A 3104-nucleotide genomic window follows, 5' to 3' on the forward strand; every position below is an offset into this window, starting at 1 on the left:
ACCTGGCCGTTCGCGAGCGCGGTGCGGCCGTCGGGATGCTGCAGATTGACGAGCTCGACGTCGTCACGCGTCAGGCCCACCGTATGGAGCGCGCGCAGCGTGAACAGAAACGGATCGGTGCCTTTGGTGGCGGCGATTTTCTTACCCTTCAGATCGGCGAGCGTCTTGATCGGGGAGTCCTTGCGCACCACCAGCGCGGTCCATTCGGGACGCGAGAAGATATACACGGCCCTGATCGGATTGCCATTCGCCTTGCCAAGCACGGCGGCGAGGCCCGCGGTCGAGCCGATATCGATTGCGCCGCTATTCAGGTACTCAAGCGCGCGATTGCTGCCGAGACTCAACACCCATTTGATCTGCGCGTGGTCCGGTTTGAATTCGTCTTCGAGCCAGCCATAGCGCTTGATGACGAGACTTTCCGGCGAGTAGTACGCGTAGTCGACGCGGATCTCCGGCGGTGTCGCGGCATAGGCCGTCGCCATCGTCGCGAGGCCTGATGTCAGCACAGCCAGCAGCATGGCCAGCCGGCCCAGCGCACGATTGAAGAACCGCTTCATGTAGGGTCTCCCAGTTTCCAGAGATCGGTGTGAATAGACCGATCAATGTAATGAAAGACGCCTCGTTCACGAACTAACTAAAGATCACAAGGAAACCAGCGGCAGCGATATCGCATGCGTGGCGGAGTGGGGGCGGCGTTTATGGGCGTCAAAACGTCGTAAATGGCGTTACGTTGACGGCGGCCACCAGTTATACGCCGGGCACATGTGTCTTTGCCAGCACACGCCGCCCGGCCTTCCGCACCACCCGTCATCAATTCGGCTTGACGAACCTCAACGTCATGCGGTCCGATTCGCCAATTGCGGCAAAGCGCGCCTTATCGACACTGCCGCCCTCGTAGGTCGGCGGCAGCGACCACACGCCGTGCGGATAGTCTTTGGTGTCGCGCGGATTGCTGTTGATCTCACTGCTGCCGGCAAGCTGGAAGCCCGCGGCCTGCGCATGTTCGACCACATAAGCCTCAGTCACATAGCCGCTGTCGATCATCTGCTGCAGCGACGTTCCCGGCGCCGCGCGATGCTCTTCAACGCCGAGTATGCCGCCCGGTTTGAGCGCGCGGTAGAACGCGCGCAGGTTGGCGTCGATCTGACCGTCCTTGATCCAGTTATGGATATTGCGGAACGTGAGGACGCGGTCGACGTTGCCGTTCGCCTCGAAGCCATTGAACTGTCCGGCCTGCAAGGTACCGACGACCACCTTGCCGTAGAGGGCCGGTGTCGCCGCGAGCTTGCGGGCAAACGCGGCGTCGCCTGCCTTCTCTTCGGCCGCCGCGGCCGTCGACGGGCTTTCGTATTCCGCCTCGTAGAGCGTGCCGTTATCGTGCAGGTAAGGCGCGAGAATGTCCGTGTACCAGCCGCCCCCCGGCGCGATTTCGAGCACCGTTTGCGTTGGCGCGATCTCGAAGAACTGCAGCGTGCCTTGCGGATGGCGATAGACGTCACGCGCCTTCGCGGCGTCGCTGCGCTGCGGGCCAGCGACGGCGGAGGCGAGCGAGTTGTCGCTGGATGGGGTGGACGCACAGGCCGCGAGAAGCAGCGCGGCGGTGAGTCCAGCGAGTGTGTAGCGCAGCGTGCGAAGCATCGGGTGGGAATGGTGAGTCATGGTGCCTGTGATGGGTTCGAGTGGGCCGCGGTGCAAACGGCAACAGGCGTAAAGATAAGCGTTTGTGGCGCGCTTTGCACGCGGGCGCGGTTTCAGCAGGTTCCGCGGATTCGGCGTATGGTAATTCGCCAGCCAGCGCTTAACGCATCCGGTCCCGGGTCGCCGTCAGGGTGACAGGGGCATCGATTCAATCGGAGAACCCTGCATGTCTACCCAATCACGCCCGCCACGCCAGTTGCGCCTCGGCGCCTTCATGCGCCCCGTGACGATTCATACCGGTGCATGGCGCTATCCGGGTGCCTATCCCGACGCTAACTTCAATTTCTCGCATATCAAGCGCTTCGCGCAGACCCTTGAGCGTGGACGCTTCGACGCGTTTTTCATGGCCGATCATCTGGCCGTGCTCAATATGCCGGTGGAGGCGCTCAAACGCAGTCACACGGTCACCTCGTTCGAGCCGATGACGTTGCTGCCGGCGCTCGCTGCCGTGACGGAGCACATCGGCCTGATCGCCACGGGGTCCACGACGTTCGAGGCGCCATATCACGTTGCGCGCCGCTTTGCCTCGCTCGATCATATTAGCGGCGGTCGCGCGGGCTGGAATCTCGTCACGACCTCGAACCCCGACGCCGCGCTTAACTTCGGCCTCGAAGAACATGTCGAGCATGACGAACGATATCGCCGCGCGCGCGAGTTTTTTGACGTCGTCACCGGGCTATGGGATAGCTGGGCCGACGACGCGTTGATTCGCGACGTCGAGTCCGGTATCTTCTTCGATCCCGACAAGCTGCATGTGCTCAATCACAAGGGTGAATACTATTCGGTGCGCGGACCGCTGAACATCGCGCGTCCGGTGCAAGGCTGGCCCGTGATCGTTCAGGCTGGCTCATCCGAAGCGGGTCGGCAGATCGCCGCCGAAACCGCCGAGGCGGTTTTCACCGCGCAGACGACGCTTGCCGACGGTCAACGCTTTTACGCAGACGTCAAAGGCCGCATGGAGAAACTCGGGCGTTCGCGCGATCATATGAAGATCCTGCCCGCCGCCTTCGTGGTAGTAGGCGACACGCTCGATGAAGCGCTGGAAAAGCGCGCACGTCTGGACACTTTCGTGCATTACGAAAGCGGTATCGCGTCGCTTTCCATCGCGCTCGGACACGATGTGTCGCGCTTCGACCCAGACGGTCCACTGCCGGAAATCCCCGAGAGCAATGCGAGCCGCACGAGCCGCCAGCGCGTCGTCGAATGGGCCGAGCGCGACAAGCTCACCATCCGTCAACTGGCGCAGCGCATTGGCGGTTATTCAGGACTGGAAATGGTCGGCACTCCCGCGATGATCGCCGATCAGATGGAGGCGTGGCTCGTCGGCGAAGGCTCGGATGGCTTCAACGTGATGTTCCCGTACCTGCCAGGCGGCCTCGACGATTTCGTCGACAAGGTGATTCCAG

The 3104-nt window shown here is 62.3% G+C and carries 3 protein-coding genes; 1 reads left to right on the forward strand and 2 read right to left on the reverse strand.

Annotation, left to right across the window (positions count from 1 at the left end; translation table 11 throughout):
- Both M0954_RS15425 and M0954_RS15430 read right to left on the reverse strand, forming a co-directional pair.
- On the reverse strand, window positions 1–518 hold a 518-nt coding region (locus M0954_RS15425), incomplete at its 3' end, for an ABC transporter substrate-binding protein (protein ID WP_297354130.1).
- 292 nt (window positions 519–810) lie between these two features.
- A complete protein-coding gene (locus M0954_RS15430; protein WP_297354127.1) occupies window positions 811–1659 on the reverse strand; it encodes a methyltransferase in 849 nt (282 codons plus the stop codon).
- 205 nt (window positions 1660–1864) lie between these two features.
- Here M0954_RS15430 and M0954_RS15435 point away from each other — a divergent pair.
- Window positions 1865–3104 (forward strand): LLM class flavin-dependent oxidoreductase (locus M0954_RS15435; RefSeq protein ID WP_297354128.1); only part of this gene is annotated, 1240 nt, incomplete at its 3' end.

The organism is Paraburkholderia sp., assembly GCF_026225065.1.
In the GTDB taxonomy this organism is placed as follows: Bacteria; Pseudomonadota; Gammaproteobacteria; order Burkholderiales; family Burkholderiaceae; genus Paraburkholderia.